The following is a 19,184-nucleotide window of genomic DNA, read 5'->3' on the forward strand; positions in this document are numbered from 1 at the left end:
TTTTAACGGAATTGACCTCCCACGAAAAAGGTTGCGATGTACCGTACATTCGCAACCTCCATACAACAATTAGTCTTCGATGACAATTCCCATACTGCGTGCAGTACCTTCTACCATACGCATAGCTGATTCAACACTTGCTGCATTTAAGTCAGGCATTTTGGATTCAGCGATTTCACGTACTTTGTCACGCTTAACTGTTGCCACTTTATTACGGTTTGGTTCACCAGAACCAGACTCAATTCCTGCTGCTTTCTTAAGAAGAACAGCCGCTGGAGGAGTTTTTGTAATAAAAGTGAAAGAACGGTCTTCAAATACTGTGATTTCAACAGGAATGATTAGACCTGCTTGTTCTGCTGTACGAGCATTAAACTCTTTACAGAAACCCATGATGTTAACACCTGCTTGACCCAATGCTGGACCAACCGGTGGAGCTGGATTAGCTTTAGCTGCAGGAATCTGCAATTTCACGATTTTAATTACTTTTTTAGCCACGAGACACACCTCCTTATCGTCCGTGATGTGGTAATTGGGCTTTGCCCTCCCACTCAAATATACAATCATTCTTTATTTCACTCATAAAGAATTTACCATTAGTTCAGGTCTCTGTCTTGAGACATACTGACCCTAGAAATATTATCACTTTTTAATATGAAAGGCAAGTTTTTCAGGATTATAATTTTTCCACCTGGTCAAAATCCAATTCAACCGGGGTATCGCGGCCAAACATATTAACAAGAACTTTCAGTTTACCCTTAGCCTTGTCCAACTCTTCTATTGTACCAGCAAATTCAGCGAAAGGACCTTCCTTAACTTTAACTGAATCGCCAATAAACAAATCGATTTCAATTCTTTTTTCGTCCATACCCATTCTTTTCAGAATCACTGCTGCTTCTTCAGGCATTAACGCAACCGGCTTAGAACCTGATCCAGTCGAACCTACAAACCCAGTTACACCTGGTGTATTGCGGACAACATACCAAGAATCGTCTGTCATAACAATTTCCACGAGTACATATCCTGGGAATACCTTTTTCTTAACTACTTTCTTCTTACCATTTTTGAAATCAGTTTCTTCTTCTTCCGGAACAATGACACGGAAGATCTTATCTTGCATACCCATTGACTCTACACGTTTTTCCAAGTTCGCTTTAACTTTATTTTCATATCCGGAATACGTATGAACAACATACCAATTTTTCTCCATATTCTATTAGGACTAAACGTCCTTCCCTCCTTGCAAACAGTGATATTCAAATATATCTTGTCAGCTGTTATTTTTTAATTTTTGCGCAAATTTTAAATCCAGCAGATTCCTGCTAAGTATCGAATCTATTTTTTAGACAAATTAAAAAACCCGTTTCCGGGCTTTCAAGTCTTTTCTTATGCTAGTTTTCATTATACCATGTTTTGTGCTGTTTATTCACTATTTAAGAATGACACGAATAAGTTCGGATAACCCTAGATCAATAACCGCAAAAAACACTGCCATAATGATGACTGTTGATAAAACAGTTATCGTATAGGTTGTAAGCTCTTTTTTCTTAGGCCAGCTTACCTTTTTCATTTCTCGAGAAACGCCTCGGAAGAATTCTAGAATGCGTCGCATTAATTTGAAACCTCCAGCCAATACAGTTTTACAATCCAAATCATTAGATTGTTTGTTTATGAGGTGTGTGCGTATTACAAGTTTTACAAAATTTATTTAGCTCCAGTCGCACCTTTTCTTGGTTAGACTGGTTATGATTCGTTGAATAGTTCCTTGAACCGCATTTTGTACATGCGATGATAACTTTTTTATTCATAAAAATGCACCTTTATTTTAATTAACAAGTCCAATACAAATTTATCATGTAGGAAATTGTCTGTCAATAAGCGGGTTAAAGATATAACCCTATGAATATACTAAACTAGCGAACTTCTAGATACCGTTCCAATTTACGCTTTACTCTTTGCAATGCATTATCAATTGATTTAACATGTCTATCCAATTCCTCTGATATCTCTTGATAGGATTGTCCATCTAAATACAGAGACAGGACTTTTCGTTCCAGATCACTTAGCAGCTCGCTCATTTTAAGCTCAATATAATCAAATTCTTCTTGATTAATAATTAATTCCTCTGGATCCATAACTTTAACACCTGTTATAACATCCATCAATGTGCGATCTGACTCTTCATCATAGATAGGCTTATCCAAAGAGACATAGGAATTGAGCGGTATATGTTTCTGCCTTGTCGCAGTTTTAATTGCAGTAATAATTTGCCTGGTAATACAGAGCTCAGCAAACGCTTTAAAGGATGTAAGCTTGTCCTCCTTATAATCTCGGATGGCCTTGAATAAACCAATCATACCTTCCTGAACAATATCTTCTTTATCTGCACCTATTAAAAAATAGGTTCTCGCTTTAGCCCTTACAAAGTTTCTGTATTTGTGGATCAAAAAATCCAGGGCCCCGCTGTCCCCTTGATGAACCCGGTCGACTAACAGTTCATCTTCCATATGACCATAATCATCATCCAGCATTACCCCGATAGAAATTGCCACACCGATCCCTCCGTAAGATACCAAAGATAGCAATATTATACAGTAAGCGCTTTTATAGCGTCAATGCCCTCACAGATTTCCTCTCCTCCATTTTTCGAACATTTCCGACACTTCTCGACTCAACGGGATCCTTGATACAGGCTGTTCATCCTTTGTTTGCACGACCTTTTTTTCAATCTCTTTTTCTACATATTCCATCTCCTGCAACAGTTCACGGGCAGATTTCCGATAAGCCCCCTGCGCAAAGATGGTTCGCTGCTCCGTGTAATCTGATGTCGCAACATACACACGAGTATTTATTTTTATTAATTTAGAAGCCAGCCTTTCGATACATTCATCAGCTGTTTCATTTTCCTTTGTAAAAATAACATCAACTTTTGAATTTCTATACTTTTTCTCCATTCCCTGTACGAAGTAAGCATCAAATACAATTATAACCCGGTGTCCGGAAAAACCTTGAAATTCAGCCATCATTTCAATTAAACGGTCTCTAGCGGCAGCAAGGTCCTGATCGCGCAGCTTGCGCAAATCAGGCCATGCACCTATGATATTATAGCCATCTACCACCAGTATGGTTTCCATCTTTATCCCTCTAACGGATATCGCTTTCGATATACTTCATACATTAGCAAGCTGGCTGCCACACTTGCATTGAGAGAGGTAACATGCCCCACCATTGGCAAGTGATATAAGAAATCGCATTTTTCCTTGATTACCCGGCTGATTCCTTTCCCTTCACTACCAATTACAATCCCAAGAGGCATCGTTCCATCCATCAACCGATAATCCTGGCTTCCCTTCGCATCTGTACCAGCAATCCATACACCGCGTTCCTTTAAATCTTCTATCGTGCGTGATAAATTCGTTACGCGTGCAACCGGGATATGCTCAATTGCCCCGGTCGATGATTTAGCAACTGTAGCTGTTAACCCAACCGCTCTCCGCTTGGGAATAATGATACCATGAACACCGGATGCATCAGCTGTCCTTAAGATAGAACCCAAATTGTGCGGATCCTCCAATTCATCAAGCAACAGAATGAATGGGTCTTCCTGTCTGGATTCCGCCAGCTTAAACATGTCGTCAATTTCTGCATATTGATAGGCCGCCACCTGAGCAATAACTCCCTGGTGATTCCCCTCAATCATTTGATCCAGTTTTTTCTTTGGTGCTGTTTGTATCATAATTTTATTTTCTTTTGCAACCGCGATTACCTGCTGAATCTGCCCTTTCGTAGCTCCTTCTGCAATCCAAATCTTATGAATATCGCGTTTCGATCGCAATGCCTCTAAGACGGTATTACGTCCCATAATTAAATCATCGCTCATCTCTGCACTTCACTCCTCTCTTTAAATTGAATCGCCAACTCTATAATTTCATCAAGACGTTCCTGTTTCTTGCTCCCATATAGATAACCAATTAATGCTTCAAAAGCTGTGCTGTATCTATATGTTTGCACATCTGTATTTTTTGGGATTGTGCCTGACTTAGCATTCCTCCCTCTGCGGATAACAGCTTCTTCCTCTTCAGTTAGAAGATGCTCATTTAATAAATAATGTACGACTGCACTCTGTGATTTAGCAGATACATACTTCGTTGCTTCTTTATGAAGCCTGTTTGGTTTTACTTGTCCAATAGATAGCAGATGATGGCGAATATATACTTCATATACCGCATCTCCAATATAGGCCAGAGCCAGACTTCCCAAAGCCGTTACATCTAATTCCTTTAAGTCCTCAAGCATTCTTTTTATCCCCGTTTCCAGCGTGTACCTTGGGCAGTATCTTCCAAAATAATATTCATTGCTTTTAGCTCATCTCTAATCTCGTCAGAGCGAGTAAAATTACGTTCTTTTCTTGCCCGATTACGTTCTTCAATTAATTTTTCTACCATAGCATCAAGCGATTGTTCAACCTCAAGCTTAATACCGAGTACATCAAATAAAATACGAAACTCATTTAAAAATGCTTCAATAACTGCATCGGAGGTCACTTTTTCTAACAGATAATAATTTCCTTGCCTTGATAGTTCAAACAATACCGAAATAGCATTTGCGGTATTGAAATCATCATCCATTGCTTCTTCAAACATTGCATGTAATTCTCCGATTTTCTCGAACCATTCCGCATCGTTATGAGTAATATTGGTGCTTGCCGTTTGGCGGTGTTTTAAGTTTTCGTAAGTAGTTCGCAAGCGGTCCAATGAAATCTTCGTTGACTCTAATAACTCTTCACTGTAATTAATTGGATTTCTGTAATGAACGGACAGGATAAAGAATCTTAATACTGCCGGATCATGATGCTTAATAATATCATGTACCATTACAAAATTACCGAGAGATTTAGACATTTTTTCATTATCAATATTAATATAGCCATTATGCATCCAATAATTTGCGAATGGCTTTTCGGTTAAAGCTTCTGTCTGTGCAATTTCATTTTCATGGTGAGGGAATGCTAAGTCCTGTCCTCCAGCATGAATATCAATCGTATCACCTAAGTATTCTTTAGCCATCGCAGAACATTCTATATGCCAACCCGGTCTTCCTTTGCCCCATGGGCTATCCCAAGAAATTTCACCATCTTTAGCCGCTTTCCACAAAGTGAAATCAAGTGCATCCTGTTTCCGCTCATCTACTTCTATTCTCGCGCCTACCCGCAGCTCATCAATGGACTGGTGCGAAAGCTTTCCATAATCTTTAAAATCTCTTGTACGGTAGTACACATCCCCACTGGATTCATAAGCCATTCCTTTATCTATTAGGGCCTGAATAAATTCAATGATTAAGTCCATATTTTCCATTACCCTTGGATGCACATCAGCTTTTTTGCATCCAAGTGCTCCAACATCCTCAAAATAAGCTTTAATGAACCGGTCAGCTGTAGCCGGTACATCTTCTCCCAGTTCACGAGCTGCTTTGATTAACTTGTCATCAACATCTGTAAAATTAGAAACAAACTTTACATCATAGCCTTTATATTGTAAGTAATTGCGGACCGTATCAAATACAATCGCCGGTCTCGCATTCCCTATATGAATATAGTTGTATACAGTCGGACCGCACACATACATCTTAACCTTTCCCTCTTCAATCGGCTGAAAGGTTTCCTTTTTTCTTGTCAGTGTATTATAAATTTGAACGCTCACGTTTATTTAACTCCTTTCGCAAATCCATTATCTCTTTCTTTAATATATCAATTTCCTGTTCCATTCGATTGCAATGATCTTCTACAGGGTCAGGAAGGTCCCGATGATTTAAATCTTGTTTTAATCGTACGCCATCTTTGATAACTACCTTACCGGGAATGCCGACTACCGTTGAGTTGGCAGGGACATTTTTTAAAACCACTGAACCCGCTCCAACCTTCGAGTTTTCCCCTATGACGATGGAGCCGAGCACTTTAGCCCCCGTTGCAATCAATACATTATCCTCAACTGTTGGATGACGTTTGCCTGACTCTTTACCTGTACCTCCAAGTGTAACCCCCTGGTATACAGTCACATTATCACCAATCTCGCAAGTTTCTCCAATAACGACACCCATGCCATGATCAATAAAAAAGCGCCTGCCGATTGTCGCTCCCGGATGTATCTCTATACCGGTTAAAAATCGGCTAAACTGGGAGATGACCTTGGCAATAAATTTGAAATTTCTCTTATAAAAAAAATGTGCAATTCGATGATTCCAGATAGCATGTAAACCTGAATACGTCAGGATGATTTCAATTGTCGATCTTGCTGCAGGATCCTGTTCAAATATAACGTCTATATCTTCTTTTAACCGTTTCCACATGATGTTACCCCTCCTTAAACGCATAAAAGCAAAAACAAGCAGTACTTTTCTCTTCTCTAGAGATGTACTTTACGAAAGATGGAAACACGGTAACTTATCCTTCCTAAAGATCGTATAATAAACATCCTGTTTCTCCCATCATCGGCCATTTTTCTGCATAAAAAAAGCGCCCTGTCCAAAAGACAGAGACGCTTATAGGCGCGGTTCCACTCTGTTTGAGCTTAAGTATCGAGCTCCAACTTTCCCCTTTTTAACGACAGTGGGTATGCCGCCTTCCTCTACTGACCTAAATTACCAGGCGTTCAAAGAAGGGCTCAGGGGTGCATTCAGATTAAGAGAGGTTATAACCATTTCCAGCCAATGATGGTTATTCTCTAATAAACATCTTCTTTAATCCTACTTATCCCCATTCATCACTTTAAGTATGAATGTTTAATTATACTATATTATATTACGGTTAAAATGTTAACGTAAAAGTTCTTCTAATTGAGAAATCACTCGATTGCGGCCGAAAAGCTCGATTGCTTTTGGCAGATCAGGACCGTGAGCTTGTCCGGTTACCGCTACACGGATAGGCATAAATAATTTTTTGCCTTTATGGCCTGTTTCTTTTTGCACTCGTTTAATTGCTGCCTTAATCTCACTGTCAACAAATTCAGGCATACTCTTTACTTCATCAAGGAAGGCCTTCAATACCTCAGGAACCTGTTCTTCTCCCAGTATTTCCTTCGCTTCATCATTATAAACAATCTCTTTCTTAAAGAAGATGCTTGATAGGTCCACGATTTCTGCTCCGTAGCTCATTTGATCCTGATATAAAGCTATAAGCTTTTGTACCCAATGATGTTCTTCCTCAGACATTTCAGTTGGTACAAGACCTGCTTGCTGTAAATGAGGCAACGCCAATTCAAGCACTCGTTCCGTATCAACCTTTTTCATGTATTGATTATTCATCCACGTAAGCTTTTGTTTATCAAACAAAGCTGGTGATTTAGATAATCGGTCTGCATCAAAGATTGAGATAAATTCTTCCTTCGAGAAGATTTCTTCCTCACCGCTTGGAGACCATCCTAAAAGCGCAATAAAATTAAACAGAGCCTCAGGCAAATAGCCAAGTTCTTCATATTGCTCGATAAACTGAATAATGGATTCATCACGCTTACTTAATTTTTTACGGCTCTCATTGACAATCAATGTCATATGGCCAAAAACAGGAGGATCCCATTCAAAGGCTTCATAAACCATCAATTGCTTAGGCGTATTGGTGATATGGTCATCTCCGCGAAGTACATGAGATATTTCCATTAAATGATCATCAATTGCTACTGCAAAGTTATACGTAGGAATTCCATCTTTTTTAATAATGACAAAGTCTCCAATGCCATCAGATTCAAACGATACATCACCTTTAACCATATCATTGAATGTGTATACTTTACCTTTTGGAACAACAAAGCGAATGCTTGGCTTTCTGCCTTCCGCTTCGAGCCTTGCATGGTCTTCTTCTGTCAGATGGCGACATTTACCCGAATAAGCCGGAGTTTCATTACGTTCCATCTGTTCCGCACGTTCTTGTTCTAGTTCTTCTTCTGTGCAATAGCATTTATAAGCCATATCTCTTTTAATAAGATCACGATAATATTCCTCATAAATATGAGTACGTTCTGATTGGCGATAAGGTCCATATGCACCAGGTACATCGACACTTTCGTCCCAATCCATGCCCAGCCATTTCAAATACTTTAATTGGCTTTCTTCTCCACCGGCAATATTTCTTTTTTGGTCTGTATCTTCAATCCTTATAACAAAGCTGCCACCCTGGCTGCGTGCAAATAAATAGTTAAATAAAGCTGTTCTGGCATTACCGATATGAAGATGTCCAGTTGGACTTGGAGCGTACCGAACACGTATACTGCTAGTCATTAATATTTCCTCCCAAATGATAAAGTACCTAAGTAGGATTCATTTTACCACTATTTTAATCTGGTTTAAAACCACCAGTTCTATTCTTTTATTAAAAGAACCGTAGCTTGAGCCGCTATGCCCTCACCTCTGCCTGGAAATCCAAGCTTTTCAGTTGTAGTAGCTTTTACGTTTACTTGTTCCATGTCACCTTCAAGTAGACCGGCTATCACTTCACGCATTTGATCGATATAAGGGCGCATTTTCGGCCGCTCTGCAATGATTGTGCAATCAATATTGCCTAGCTTATATCCCTTTTGCTTTACAAGTTTCCATACATGAGTTAAAAGCTTTTTAGAATCGGCATCTTTAAAAGCCGGGTCAGTATCCGGAAAATGCTTGCCGATATCTCCCTCTGCGACAGCACCCAGACATGCATCTGCTACAGTATGGAGCAGAACATCCGCATCAGAATGCCCAAGCAATCCTTTATCATTAGGAATAGTAATACCCCCAATAATCAATGGTCGTCCTTCTACTAATTGATGTACATCAAAACCTTGTCCTATTCTAAACATGACGGTCTCCTTTTAAGTTTTTCTCCAGAATCGCTTCAGCAAAATATAGATCCTCTGGTGTGGTAATTTTAATATTATCGTAATTTCCTTCTGTTATGGCTACTCTCTTCCCAATCTGCTCAACCAAACTCGCATCATCTGTTCCAAGGTAATTTGCGCTAACCGCTGCCTCATGTGCCTCTTTTAACAGAGACACACGAAAAGCTTGCGGGGTTTGAATTGCCCACAAGCTTGATCGATCGATTGTTTTCTCTACCATGGTATCTCTGACTTGTTTAATCGTATCCTTAACAGGTACAGCTAACACACTTGCACCGAACTCTTTTGCATCAGCAATTAAATTTCTTAACATAGAATGATTAATAAACGGTCTTGCTCCATCATGCACGAGGACGATTTCTGCCTCGTCACTTAAGGCTTTCAACCCATTACTGACACTATATTGCCGCTCGCTGCCGCCATTTATCAATACAATAGGAGTCGGTAGTGACAATGTTTTGATCAGCCTATTAAATTCTTCTTTTTCAGCAGGATTGATTGGCAAAATAATTTGTTTACAATGCTTATCCGTGCCAAACACAGACAAGGTATGTGCGATAATCGGGCTATTTTTCAGTTCAATCCAAAGCTTATTTTTACTTGCCTTCATTCTTTTCCCTTGCCCAGCTGCAGGGATAATCACTTCATAATCCATCTTCTACTCCTATATCATCGATAGCTATTTCTCTTATAATGCTTTTTCCAATAATTTTGGTTTCGCAAATATCATACGTCCAGCCGAAGTCTGTAAAACGGATGTAACAATGACCTCAATCTTCTTACCGATATAATTTCGGCCTTCTTCAACCACAATCATCGTTCCGTCATCCAGATACGCTACACCCTGATTTTGCTCTTTCCCATCCTTGATAACTTGGACGAGCATTTCTTCACCAGGAATAACCACCGGTTTAACTGCATTTGCTAAATCATTAATATTTAATACCTGGACATTTTGGAACTCACAGACTTTATTCAAATTGAAGTCATTTGTTACAACAATACCGTCCAATACCTTGGCTAATTTGACCAACTTACTATCTACTTCCTGTACGTCTTCAAAGTCACCTTCATACATCTCGACTTCAATTGGAAGCTCTTTTTGGATTTTATTCAGAATATCGAGCCCTCTTCTTCCCCTTGTTCTTTTCAATGCATCAGAAGAATCAGCAATATGCTGCAATTCACCAAGCACAAATTGCGGAATAACGATAGGTCCCTCCAAAAAGCCAGTTTTACAAATATCTGCAATACGTCCGTCGATAATTACACTTGTATCGAGAACTTTCCTTTTTATATTGGATGGAGCAGCTTCTGTATCGCCATCTTGCTCTGTACCTTTTTTCCTTGTTTTAACCGAGTTAGTCACAAGGTTGGTTAGCTCATCCCGTTTTTTAAAGCCCACCTGGAAGCCTAAATAACCAAATATTAAAGTCAAGAGAATTGGAGCGACTGTGTTGATGATCGGTAACTGAATTGAATTCAGCGGAAGACCAATAAGGAAGGCCAATAGAAGGCCAAGTAAAAGCCCCATACTTCCAAATATAATATCCGTGATGGGAGCAATAATTAATTGTTCTTCCACCCATTTAATGAAATGTACTACATGATCAACCATCCAGAAAGTAATGATATAAAAAATAATTGCACCTGCGAAACCAGTAAAAATAGGATTAGTAATAAATGAATTATCAGTAATTAATGAAAATAAATCTGGCAATACGATGATTCCTATAGCTCCTCCTACGATTAAGAAACACAGTTGTATAATTCTTTTTAACATTCCTTCACCTCCCATTAATAATTATAAACGAGGACTTTCCTGCTTTAATAGTTTTTACCCATTAATTAACTTGCTGTAAAGAAGATGTAATTACACTGTAACAAAAAGCATATATCAGCCTTTTTATGCATTATCTATTATTATAACCTGATTATACGTCAGACAGATGTCAGAACTTCCATATTTTATCTTATCTTATAAGCTGTGCTGCCCAATTTCTGTTTTTATATGTCTCAGCCCATGGTGGATTTTTTTAGCTCTTACTTCTCCTATACCCTCTACGTCATCCAAATCCGCTACGCTTGCATTCAACAAATTAGATAGCTTGCCAAACCTCTTTACGAGATTATGGATGATACTAAAGGGCAGCCTTGGTATCTTATGAAGGGCCCGATACCCACAGGGTGAGACGATCTGTTCCATCGGTACAAACCCTGTATATCCAAGAGTTTTCATAATAGCTGTGTCCTCAACAGATTCTGAATAGGATAAATCAACAAATGCCTGAAAAACCTGTTCTGGCTTAAGGCCCTCCGAATCAATTGTGTAATCCTTTAAGACAAGCATTACCTCCTGTTCCACCACATGCAGCATTTCATGTAATTGCAAACGCAGCAGCCTTCCTTCAACACCTAATTCATTCATATAAATCAAAAGCTCGGTTTTAATTCTCATAACCATTATAAGCCTCTGCATTACATATAGAATATCCGCATATGTTACCATCTCTTCAAATTCCAGCTTACTTAAATTATGAATACTTTCCTGCAAAACAGAACGATATCGTTCAAGTGTTTGCATCGCTTGATTAGCCTTTGTTAATATCACAGACAATTCCCTCAGCACGTATCGAAAGTTTCCTTGATAAAGAGTAATGATATTTCTTCGTTGAGAAATGGCTATTACCAATGCCTTCGTCTCTTTAGCAATTCTCTCGGCTGTTCGATGTCTCATTCCGGTTTCCATTGAAGGTATCGTTTTATCTGGTACAAGATGGGCATTCGCAAGCATAATGGTCTCTACTTTCTCATTAAGGATAATGGCTCCATCCATTTTAGCTAATTCATATAGATAACTGGGTGAAAAAGGGCAGCCGATTTTAAATCCTCCATCTACAAGGGCTTTAACTTTATCGTTATATCCAACCACAATTAATCCACCCGTATTGGCACGCAAAACATTATCGAGGCCCTCTCTAAAGGGTGTGCCTGGGGATACCAATTGAATGATTTGCGCCTTGGCTTTTTCTGCTGCCTTTTTATCCATTACCTTAACCCCCTAATGCATATTTTAAAGCTTCGCTTACCGAATTGACTCCAATCACTTTGATTTCTGACGGAGGTTTCCAGCCACCCAAATTATTGGCAGGCACGATAATACGCTCAAATCCAAGCTTCGCTGCTTCCTTTACTCTTTGCTCTATCCGCGATACCCTTCTAACTTCACCGGTTAATCCAACTTCACCAACAATACAATCCGTTGCTCTAGTAGGTACGTCTTTAAAGCCTGAAGCTATACTGACAATTACAGCCAAATCTACAGCAGGCTCACCCAACTTTACTCCACCGGTGACCTTTAAATATGCATCTTGGTTTTGAAGTAAGAGACCAACTCTTTTCTCCAGAACAGCCATTAACAAAGAGACACGATTATGGTCAATTCCTGTTGCCATCCTTCTTGGATTAGGGAAGATAGATGGAGAAATGAGGGCTTGTATTTCTACAAGTATGGGCCGTGTTCCTTCCATCGAAGCTACGACAGTTGAACCCGCTGCGCCCTGAGAACGTTCTTCGAGGAATATCTCCGAAGGATTCAAAACTTCCTCTAATCCTTCTTCCTTCATTTCAAAAATACCCATTTCATTTGTAGAACCAAATCTGTTCTTGACTGCCCTTAAAATACGATAAGTATGATGACGTTCCCCTTCAAAATAGAGCACGGTATCCACCATATGTTCCAATAGTCTCGGTCCGGCAATATTACCCTCTTTTGTAACATGGCCAACAATAAATATTGCAATTCCCTTTGTCTTAGCCAGTCTCATTAATTCAGCTGTACATTCACGAACCTGTGATACACTGCCTGGAGCAGATGTTACATCAGGATGGAATACTGTTTGAATAGAGTCGATTATGACAAAATTAGGGTTCATTTCATTGATAGCTTGTTCAATCATCCCCATATCTGTTTCAGAATAAACATAGAGATGGTCTGAAGATACCCCCAGTCTAACAGCCCTCAGTTTTGTTTGCTTCACTGATTCTTCGCCAGATATGTACAAAACATCGTAATTATTATTCGCTAGCTGGGATGAAACCTGCAGTAATAAAGTAGATTTTCCAATTCCTGGATCTCCACCTATCAATAATAAGGACCCAGGTACAATTCCTCCTCCAAGAACACGATTGAGTTCATTTGAATCTGTCAATACGCGAGGTTCCTGCTCCGTACCTATGGAAGTAATCGATGTAGGTTTCGCCATTGCCTGATCCGAATGGGTAAAAGCTGTACGTCTCTGATTTTTATTAGCTGTTATTTCAATTTCCTCTGTCATGGTATTCCATTCATTACAGCCAGGGCATTTCCCCATCCATTTTGCTGATTCATATCCACAACTTTGGCAGATAAATTTCGTTTTCTTTTTTGCCATATTTCTTTAATCCTCTCCGGGGAATAAATTAACTAATTATGTGCTTCTCTTTTTATTTTACGGATTATATCGCTATTCTTATTCTTATTATTTGTCATTATAAAGTATTTATAGCTATCTGTAAGGAAAGGGCACAACCCTATGGCAGTGCCCTCAAACCAATATTTCTTACTTAGCAGCTATTACTTCATCCCCTGTTTTGGCAGTAAACTCACCATCAACCACATCGATAGTAATTTTTTTACCTTTTTCAATCTTTCCTTTCAACAGTTGTTCTGATAAGAAGTCTTCAACATGTTTTTGGATAGATCTTCTCAAAGGACGTGCTCCATAATCAGGATCATAGCCTTCTTCTACAATTTTTCCTTTTGCCGCTTCCGTCAATTCAAGATTAATATCCTGCTCAGCCAAGCGTTTAATCAGCTGGTCACCCAGCAACGTAACAATCGATTTCAAATGCTCTTTTTCCAGAGAGTGGAACACAATAATCTCATCAATTCTGTTTAGGAATTCTGGACGGAAAGCACGTTTTAATTCTTCCATAACCTGGCCTTTCATATCTTTATAATCCTGGCCTTGATCCTGCATATTGAACCCAACATAACGATTCTTTTTCAAACTGTGAGCTCCGACATTGGAAGTCATAATCAAAATTGTGTTACGAAAATCAACTGTCCTACCCTTTGAATCTGTCAGACGTCCATCTTCTAATACCTGTAACAGGATATTAAAGACATCCGGATGCGCTTTTTCAATTTCGTCAAGAAGCACAACGGAATATGGTTTACGACGAACCTTTTCTGTTAATTGTCCGCCTTCCTCATACCCAACATATCCTGGAGGTGACCCAACAAGGCGGGATGTTGAATGCTTTTCCATATACTCAGACATATCAATTCTAATCATTGCATCTTCATCGCCAAACATTGATTCGGCCAGTGCTCTAGCTAATTCTGTTTTACCAACCCCTGTAGGACCAAGGAAGATAAATGACCCGATTGGACGTTTAGGATCTTTCAGTCCAGCTCTTGCTCTACGCACAGCTTTAGAAATAGCTATAACTGCTTCTTCCTGACCAATCACACGGTTATGGAGAATCTCCTCCATATTCAGAAGCTTATCAGATTCAGTTTGTGCAAGCTTCGTAACCGGTATACCAGTCCAGCTCGATACAACGTGCGCAATATCTTCTACAGTAACTTCGCTGTTTTCTTTCCCTTGTTTCTCTTTCCATTCACGTTTTGTATTCTCAAGTTCTTCACGTAATTTTTGTTCGATATCACGCAATGATGCCGCTTTTTCAAATTCCTGACTTTGAACAGCCGCATCCTTCTCTTTTCGTGCCTCTTCCAGGCGAACTTCAAGTTCCTTTAAATTAGGCGGCGTAGTGTAGGAACGGAGTCTTACCTTGGAACCTGATTCATCAATCAGGTCAATTGCCTTATCTGGTAGGAACCGATCGGAGATATACCGATCAGATAGCTTAACTGCAGCATCGATTGCTTCATCTGTGATTGATACTCTGTGATGTGCCTCATAGCGATCGCGCAAGCCTTTAAGTATTTGGATAGATTCCTCAATTGTTGGCTCGTCAACCTGAATTGGCTGAAAGCGTCTTTCCAAAGCTGCATCTTTTTCAATATATTTTCTATATTCATCAAGTGTTGTGGCTCCGATACATTGCAATTCCCCTCTAGCCAATGAAGGTTTTAGAATATTGGAGGCATCAATTGCTCCTTCGGCTCCGCCTGCACCAATTAAGGTATGGAGTTCATCAATAAACAGAATAACATTACCTGCAGCACGAATTTCATCCATCACTTTTTTAAGGCGATCTTCAAATTCACCGCGATATTTCGTACCGGCAACAACTGTCCCCATATCGAGTGTCATAACTCTTTTATCTCGAAGGATCTCAGGAACTTCATTATTAATGATTTGTTGGGCGAGTCCTTCTGCAATTGCTGTTTTACCGACTCCCGGTTCACCAATAAGCACAGGATTATTTTTAGTACGACGACTTAATACCTCAATAACCCGTTGTATTTCTTTATTTCTTCCTATTACCGGATCCAGGCTGCCTTCTCTCGCAATCGCAGTCAAATCCCGGGCAAGGCTATCCAAGGTAGGCGTGCTTGCTACAGAAGATGATCCTCCCTGATGAATACCTGCTTCATTGCTGCCTAAGAGTTGTAATACCTGTTGTCTTGCTTTATTCAAACTTACACCCAGATTATTCAGAACACGGGCTGCTACACCTTCGCCTTCGCGAATTAACCCTAATAAGACATGTTCAGTACCTACATAAGAATGTCCCAGCTTTCTGGCTTCATCCATAGACAATTCAATGACTTTTTTAGCACGAGGAGTATAATGAATAGTTTGTACAGTCTCAGATCCCTTACCAATCAGGCTCTCAACCTCTTCCTGAATTTTTTCAGGACTTAACCCAAGAGCATAGAGCGCTTTAGCAGCTATTCCATCCCCTTCTCTCACTAAACCAAGCAAGATATGTTCAGTGCCAATATTATTATGCCCAAGCCTAATTGCCTCTTCCTGTGCAAGTGCCAATACTTTTTGTGCTCTTTCTGTGAATCGACCAAACATCATTATGTTTTCCTCCTATTCATCTTGTGTTTTATCTTCCATCAATAATCGATCCCTGATTAAAGTAGCCCTTCGAATATCCCTGTTTTTTGAATTTAACTCCCCTCCTGCATATCGCTGAAGGAATCCAGGCTGAGTAACAATCATTAATTCATTTAATATATGTTTAGATATATTAGGAATGTAACCTAAATCAATACCTAATCTAACATCTGATAAACATTTTGCCGCTTCCTTGGATTCAATGATTCTGGCATGAGACAGTATACCAAGTGAACGGAAAACCCTATCTTCCAATTGTATGTTTGATGATTGTACTAATGTGTCCCTTGCTGCCTTTTCCTGCATAATAATCTGTTCCACTACACTGGTTAAATCATCAACGATGTCTTCCTCGGTCTTTCCGAGCGTCATTTGATTGGATATTTGAAATATATTTCCCAGTGCCTCGCTGCCCTCACCATAGATACCGCGCACAACCAATCCTAATTGATTAATAGCAGATACCACTCTGTCTATCTGTCTTGTTAACACAATGCCCGGTAAATGAACCATGACAGATGCTCTTAATCCAGTTCCAACATTCGTTGGACAACTTGTTAGATATCCAATCTTTTCGTCAAATGCATAGTCCAATTCACTCTCTACCCAATCATCAATTCTGCTTGCTACTTCGAGAGCTTCAGAAATTTGCAGTCCAGGATATAGACATTGAATTCGGATATGATCTTCTTCATTAACCATTATGCTGACTTCTTCATTTTCTGAAATAAGGCAGGCACCTACATCTTTATGTTTTGCCAACAGAGGGCTTATTAAATGTTTTTCTACCAGTACTTGCTTATCTAATGGATTTAGATCTATCATTTTTACCATTTCCAAATGTCCTAATCCTGAAAGATACTGACCGCCAATACGATCTTCAACTTTTTTTAGTAATCTTTTGGCTTCTTCCTGTGAAAAAACGATCGGAAAGGCGACATTTTTTACGTTTCTGGCCAATCGGACTCTTGAGCTCAATACAATATCCGATTCCGGCCCTTCCTGGTTCATCCATGAGCTGATGGCATTCTCCATAAAGTGTTCAATTGTCATTTTTGTTCGCCCCCTTCTTGAGAGGCTTCAATTTCCTTCTCTAATGAACGAATCTGATCCCTGACTTCTGCTGCCTTCTCAAATTCCTCTGCCTCAACATAATCATTGATTTGAGCCTTTAAATCATTTATTTGCTTTCTTATATGTAAAGTTCCGCCAGCACGTTTAGGAATTTTTCCGTTATGATGAACATTCCCTCCATGCAATTTTCTTAATATGGATTCCAAATATGGATTGAATGTCTTATAGCAATCCGAACATCCAAACCGACCGATATTAACAAATTCACGGTATGTTAATCCACAATGGGGACATATCAGTTGATCTTCATTACTAAAGGGCGATTTAGAGTCGGCTGATTTCATACCTAATCCCATATTTAATAAACCTGCTAACAGATTATTGAATGAAAAAAAATCGCCTTTTTCTTCAGCACAATATTCACAAAGGTTTACTTCCATTTGTTTGCCGTTAACGATTTTTGTAACCTTCATCGTAGCGGGTCTTTCGTTACATTCCTGACAAAGCATTGTTTTCACCCTCTCCGTAGCAACTCATTTATACCTTAATGTCATAAACATCGCTTTTAAGATTCGCGCGCGCAATTCATCTCGTTCAGGTAAATCATAATGGAGTACAGAACGGTCCATTACACTCAACATGATTTTTGCTTCCCGTGAAGATATAACTTCTTCCTCAACTAATCTGCCAATTAAATCTTCAGAATTACTTTGAGAGATACGCTGTCCAACCAAATTACTGATTTGTTCAATTAAATGTGCTCTGTCATGGGACTGTACCCGCATTATACGAATATAACCCCCACCACCCCGTTTACTTTCTACCAGATAACCTCTTTCGATTGTAAAACGAGTATTGATCACATAATTAATTTGAGAGGGAACGCATTGGAACTTATCAGCAATTTCGCTTCTTTTTATCTCTACCAATTCTTTCTCGCTTATATCGAGAACGCTCTTCAAATAATTTTCAATAATATCGGATATATTTTTCATATAGGCTCCCCCTCTCACTGTTTTGACTTTGACTATATTTGACTATAATTATACAAAAGCATCCTCAATTTGGCAATCATTATACTTTACTCTAACTTATTATATGTATACTGCACAATTAACCTTTTTATAAAAAACCAATACTTCAATTCTACCCAAATTTCCTTTTTTAAAACCCTGAAACCTTCCTGTAAAAAGGATCTTTTTTCCCTAAAATACAAAAAAACCAGTTCAATTTGAACTGGTTTTGGCTGCCCGGCAACGTCCTACTCTCACAGGGACTCACGTCCCAACTACCATCGGCGCTGAAGAGCTTAACTTCCGTGTTCGGAATGGGAACGGGTGTGGCCTCTTCGCCATCATTACCGGACTATGGTGGAGCCTAGCGGGATCGAACCGCTGACCTCCTGCGTGCAAAGCAGGCGCTCTCCCAGCTGAGCTAAGGCCCCAAATTTTTAAAATGGTCGGGAAGACAGGATTCGAACCTGCGACCCCTTGGTCCCAAACCAAGTGCTCTACCAAGCTGAGCTACTTCCCGATATAATGGCGCGCCCGAGAGGAGTCGAACCCCTAACCTTTTGATCCGTAGTCAAACGCTCTATCCAATTGAGCTACGGGCGCATATAGAGTGCCGAGGGCCGGTCTCGAACCGGCACGGTAGTCACCTACCGCAGGATTTTAAGTCCTGTGCGTCTGCCAATTCCGCCACCCCGGCATATAACTTGGCATTGGAGCGGAAGACGGGATTCGAACCCGCGACCCTCACCTTGGCAAGGTGATGTTCTACCACTGAACTACTTCCGCATTATACAGTAAAGCAGTGATAAGAACTTAGGCCAATGAGGTTATCGTTCCTGCTCACTCGCTTATTTATCTATAAAAAATGAGCCATGAAGGACTCGAACCTTCGACCCTCTGATTAAAAGTCAGATGCTCTACCGACTGAGCTAATGGCTCACAATAATGGTGGAGGATGACGGGATCGAACCGCCGACCCTCTGCTTGTAAGGCAGATGCTCTCCCAGCTGAGCTAATCCTCCAATATAAAAAATAGCCCGGCAACGTCCTACTCTCACAGGGACTCGCGTCCCAACTACCATCGGCGCTGAAGAGCTTAACTTCCGTGTTCGGAATGGGAACGGGTGTGGCCTCTTCGCCATCATTACCGGACT

20 protein-coding genes, 7 tRNA genes, 2 rRNA genes and 1 other annotated feature are annotated in these 19,184 nt (G+C 39.8%); all 29 genes read right to left on the reverse strand.

The genetic code is table 11. The features are described 5' to 3' along the window. Positions 1–69 precede the first annotated feature (69 nt). Positions 70–495, reverse strand: a complete 426-nt coding sequence (rplK, locus tag FHY47_RS18020; RefSeq protein WP_066103028.1) for a 50S ribosomal protein L11 — start codon at positions 493–495, stop codon at positions 70–72. A 178-nt stretch (positions 496–673) separates the two neighbouring features. After that, a complete protein-coding gene (gene nusG / locus FHY47_RS18025; RefSeq protein ID WP_066103031.1) occupies positions 674–1,207 on the reverse strand; it encodes a transcription termination/antitermination protein NusG in 534 nt (177 codons plus the stop codon). A 219-nt stretch (positions 1,208–1,426) separates the two neighbouring features. Next, positions 1,427–1,609, reverse strand: coding sequence for a preprotein translocase subunit SecE (gene secE, locus FHY47_RS18030; RefSeq protein WP_066103034.1), 183 nt, complete (start codon positions 1,607–1,609; stop codon positions 1,427–1,429). A gap of 43 nt (positions 1,610–1,652) precedes the next feature. After that, positions 1,653–1,805 (reverse strand): 50S ribosomal protein L33, encoded by a 153-nt coding sequence (gene rpmG, locus FHY47_RS18035; RefSeq protein WP_077248002.1) that lies wholly within the window; start codon positions 1,803–1,805, stop codon positions 1,653–1,655. A gap of 105 nt (positions 1,806–1,910) precedes the next feature. Then, positions 1,911–2,528, reverse strand: a complete 618-nt coding sequence (gene sigH / locus FHY47_RS18040; RefSeq protein ID WP_066103081.1) for an RNA polymerase sporulation sigma factor SigH — start codon at positions 2,526–2,528, stop codon at positions 1,911–1,913. 90 nt (positions 2,529–2,618) lie between these two features. Then, positions 2,619–3,131 (reverse strand): NYN domain-containing protein, encoded by a 513-nt coding sequence (locus FHY47_RS18045; RefSeq protein ID WP_066103038.1) that lies wholly within the window; start codon positions 3,129–3,131, stop codon positions 2,619–2,621. 2 nt (positions 3,132–3,133) lie between these two features. After that, complete coding sequence (gene rlmB, locus FHY47_RS18050) at positions 3,134–3,877, reverse strand: 23S rRNA (guanosine(2251)-2'-O)-methyltransferase RlmB (RefSeq protein ID WP_066103041.1); 744 nt, start codon at positions 3,875–3,877, stop codon at positions 3,134–3,136. Beyond that, positions 3,874–4,293 (reverse strand): Mini-ribonuclease 3, encoded by a 420-nt coding sequence (locus tag FHY47_RS18055; RefSeq protein WP_066103044.1) that lies wholly within the window; start codon positions 4,291–4,293, stop codon positions 3,874–3,876. Before FHY47_RS18055 ends, rlmB begins: the two co-directional genes overlap by 4 nt. 5 nt (positions 4,294–4,298) lie before the next feature. Beyond that, positions 4,299–5,696, reverse strand: coding sequence for a cysteine--tRNA ligase (gene cysS / locus FHY47_RS18060; protein ID WP_066103047.1), 1,398 nt, complete (start codon positions 5,694–5,696; stop codon positions 4,299–4,301). After that, on the reverse strand, positions 5,677–6,342 hold the full coding sequence (gene cysE, locus FHY47_RS18065) for a serine O-acetyltransferase (RefSeq protein ID WP_066103049.1): 666 nt from the start codon (positions 6,340–6,342) through the stop codon (positions 5,677–5,679). The genes cysS and cysE overlap by 20 nt, the downstream gene beginning before the upstream one ends. 181 nt (positions 6,343–6,523) lie before the next feature. Further along, positions 6,524–6,765, reverse strand: a binding site (T-box leader). 42 nt (positions 6,766–6,807) lie between these two features. Further along, on the reverse strand, positions 6,808–8,265 hold the full coding sequence (gltX, locus tag FHY47_RS18070; protein ID WP_066103052.1) for a glutamate--tRNA ligase: 1,458 nt from the start codon (positions 8,263–8,265) through the stop codon (positions 6,808–6,810). A gap of 80 nt (positions 8,266–8,345) precedes the next feature. After that, entirely contained in the window at positions 8,346–8,822 is a 477-nt protein-coding gene (ispF, locus tag FHY47_RS18075; RefSeq protein ID WP_066103055.1) for a 2-C-methyl-D-erythritol 2,4-cyclodiphosphate synthase, read from the reverse strand. Continuing rightward, positions 8,815–9,516: a 2-C-methyl-D-erythritol 4-phosphate cytidylyltransferase gene (gene ispD, locus FHY47_RS18080; protein WP_140462333.1), complete on the reverse strand. Its 702-nt coding sequence runs from the start codon at positions 9,514–9,516 to the stop codon at positions 8,815–8,817. The genes ispF and ispD overlap by 8 nt, the downstream gene beginning before the upstream one ends. A 33-nt stretch (positions 9,517–9,549) precedes the next feature. Further along, on the reverse strand, positions 9,550–10,644 hold the full coding sequence (locus tag FHY47_RS18085; RefSeq protein WP_066103060.1) for a PIN/TRAM domain-containing protein: 1,095 nt from the start codon (positions 10,642–10,644) through the stop codon (positions 9,550–9,552). A 195-nt stretch (positions 10,645–10,839) separates the two neighbouring features. After that, on the reverse strand, positions 10,840–11,910 hold the full coding sequence (gene disA / locus FHY47_RS18090; protein WP_066103063.1) for a DNA integrity scanning diadenylate cyclase DisA: 1,071 nt from the start codon (positions 11,908–11,910) through the stop codon (positions 10,840–10,842). Between the two features lie 4 nt (positions 11,911–11,914). Beyond that, complete coding sequence (radA, locus tag FHY47_RS18095) at positions 11,915–13,294, reverse strand: DNA repair protein RadA (RefSeq protein WP_066103066.1); 1,380 nt, start codon at positions 13,292–13,294, stop codon at positions 11,915–11,917. Positions 13,295–13,462: 168 nt separating this feature from the next. After that, on the reverse strand, positions 13,463–15,904 hold the full coding sequence (gene clpC, locus FHY47_RS18100) for an ATP-dependent protease ATP-binding subunit ClpC (protein WP_066103069.1): 2,442 nt from the start codon (positions 15,902–15,904) through the stop codon (positions 13,463–13,465). 12 nt (positions 15,905–15,916) lie between these two features. Further along, a complete protein-coding gene (gene mcsB, locus FHY47_RS18105) occupies positions 15,917–16,996 on the reverse strand; it encodes a protein-arginine kinase McsB (RefSeq protein WP_066103072.1) in 1,080 nt (359 codons plus the stop codon). Next, positions 16,993–17,526: a protein-arginine kinase activator protein McsA gene (gene mcsA / locus FHY47_RS18110; RefSeq protein WP_066103075.1), complete on the reverse strand. Its 534-nt coding sequence runs from the start codon at positions 17,524–17,526 to the stop codon at positions 16,993–16,995. Before mcsA ends, mcsB begins: the two co-directional genes overlap by 4 nt. 24 nt (positions 17,527–17,550) lie before the next feature. Further along, a complete protein-coding gene (locus FHY47_RS18115) occupies positions 17,551–18,012 on the reverse strand; it encodes a CtsR family transcriptional regulator (protein WP_066103078.1) in 462 nt (153 codons plus the stop codon). Positions 18,013–18,265: 253 nt separating this feature from the next. Beyond that, positions 18,266–18,382, reverse strand: a 5S ribosomal RNA gene (rrf, locus tag FHY47_RS18120). A gap of 3 nt (positions 18,383–18,385) precedes the next feature. Beyond that, positions 18,386–18,461, reverse strand: a tRNA-Ala gene (locus tag FHY47_RS18125). A 12-nt stretch (positions 18,462–18,473) separates the two neighbouring features. Then, positions 18,474–18,550: transfer RNA gene (locus FHY47_RS18130), tRNA-Pro, on the reverse strand. 6 nt (positions 18,551–18,556) lie between these two features. Next, a tRNA-Arg gene (locus FHY47_RS18135) sits at positions 18,557–18,633 on the reverse strand. 8 nt (positions 18,634–18,641) lie between these two features. Next, a tRNA-Leu gene (locus FHY47_RS18140) sits at positions 18,642–18,727 on the reverse strand. 14 nt (positions 18,728–18,741) lie between these two features. Next, a tRNA-Gly gene (locus FHY47_RS18145) sits at positions 18,742–18,816 on the reverse strand. An 80-nt stretch (positions 18,817–18,896) separates the two neighbouring features. Then, a tRNA-Lys gene (locus tag FHY47_RS18150) sits at positions 18,897–18,969 on the reverse strand. Between the two features lie 7 nt (positions 18,970–18,976). After that, positions 18,977–19,052 (reverse strand) — tRNA-Val (locus FHY47_RS18155). Between the two features lie 13 nt (positions 19,053–19,065). Then, positions 19,066–19,182, reverse strand: a 5S ribosomal RNA gene (gene rrf / locus FHY47_RS18160). Positions 19,183–19,184 lie beyond the last annotated feature (2 nt).

The sequence above is a fragment of the Bacillus sp. E214 genome (genome assembly GCF_008087365.1).
Lineage (GTDB): Bacteria > Bacillota > Bacilli > Bacillales > Pradoshiaceae > Pradoshia.

Coding starts and splice junctions, on each gene's coding strand:
- nusG (WP_066103031.1), bottom strand. CDS start 1,207: ATGGAGAAAAATTGGTATGTTGTTCATACGTATTCCGGATATGAAAAT.
- secE (WP_066103034.1), bottom strand. CDS start 1,609: ATGCGACGCATTCTAGAATTCTTCCGAGGCGTTTCTCGAGAAATGAAA.
- rpmG (WP_077248002.1), bottom strand. CDS start 1,805: ATGAATAAAAAAGTTATCATCGCATGTACAAAATGCGGTTCAAGGAAC.
- sigH (WP_066103081.1), bottom strand. CDS start 2,528: ATGCTGGATGATGATTATGGTCATATGGAAGATGAACTGTTAGTCGAC.
- FHY47_RS18045 (WP_066103038.1), bottom strand. CDS start 3,131: ATGGAAACCATACTGGTGGTAGATGGCTATAATATCATAGGTGCATGG.
- rlmB (WP_066103041.1), bottom strand. CDS start 3,877: ATGAGCGATGATTTAATTATGGGACGTAATACCGTCTTAGAGGCATTG.
- FHY47_RS18055 (WP_066103044.1), bottom strand. CDS start 4,293: ATGCTTGAGGACTTAAAGGAATTAGATGTAACGGCTTTGGGAAGTCTG.
- cysE (WP_066103049.1), bottom strand. CDS start 6,342: ATGTGGAAACGGTTAAAAGAAGATATAGACGTTATATTTGAACAGGAT.
- gltX (WP_066103052.1), bottom strand. CDS start 8,265: ATGACTAGCAGTATACGTGTTCGGTACGCTCCAAGTCCAACTGGACAT.
- ispF (WP_066103055.1), bottom strand. CDS start 8,822: ATGTTTAGAATAGGACAAGGTTTTGATGTACATCAATTAGTAGAAGGA.
- ispD (WP_140462333.1), bottom strand. CDS start 9,516: ATGGATTATGAAGTGATTATCCCTGCAGCTGGGCAAGGGAAAAGAATG.
- FHY47_RS18085 (WP_066103060.1), bottom strand. CDS start 10,644: ATGTTAAAAAGAATTATACAACTGTGTTTCTTAATCGTAGGAGGAGCT.
- disA (WP_066103063.1), bottom strand. CDS start 11,910: ATGGATAAAAAGGCAGCAGAAAAAGCCAAGGCGCAAATCATTCAATTG.
- radA (WP_066103066.1), bottom strand. CDS start 13,294: ATGGCAAAAAAGAAAACGAAATTTATCTGCCAAAGTTGTGGATATGAA.
- clpC (WP_066103069.1), bottom strand. CDS start 15,904: ATGATGTTTGGTCGATTCACAGAAAGAGCACAAAAAGTATTGGCACTT.
- mcsB (WP_066103072.1), bottom strand. CDS start 16,996: ATGACAATTGAACACTTTATGGAGAATGCCATCAGCTCATGGATGAAC.
- mcsA (WP_066103075.1), bottom strand. CDS start 17,526: ATGCTTTGTCAGGAATGTAACGAAAGACCCGCTACGATGAAGGTTACA.
- FHY47_RS18115 (WP_066103078.1), bottom strand. CDS start 18,012: ATGAAAAATATATCCGATATTATTGAAAATTATTTGAAGAGCGTTCTC.